At 52.8% G+C, this 305-nt stretch carries 1 protein-coding gene; it reads right to left on the bottom strand.

What is annotated here, in order from left to right; all coding sequences use genetic code 11:
• Nucleotides 1-305: Gfo/Idh/MocA family protein (locus NE473_RS31035; RefSeq protein ID WP_502802869.1), on the bottom strand; the 305-nt coding region annotated here is incomplete at both ends.

Here is a 305-nt window from a genome sequence, read left to right as displayed (position 1 = left end):
TAGGGATTTCTCAGTTCAAACGGGTACGAGTCCGCGAATCCCGCCACCGTCTGAACTGGTCCGAATAATTGAACCATAGCGTGAATATAGTAGGCCGCCATGTCAAAGGGCAGCGTTCCTCCATTTTCCAGCTTAACGTCGTTTCTGGCGCCATCCGGCCAGACATTGCGCGCCAGAAATGCGTGCACGCTGATGGGCTTTCCTATGTATCCATCATCAATCAATTTACGGCAGGTCTGGTACCCGCCTCCTAAAAATGTATCTGGCGCACACCCGATCCGAAGCACCTTTTCCTCTGCCAGCCT

Source organism: Hungatella sp. SL.1.14 (genome assembly GCF_024460495.1).
Lineage (GTDB): Bacteria > Bacillota > Clostridia > Lachnospirales > Lachnospiraceae > Hungatella > Hungatella hathewayi.
The sequence above is the reverse complement of the archived record's forward strand: the minus strand, read 5'-3'. Positions and strand labels throughout refer to the sequence as shown.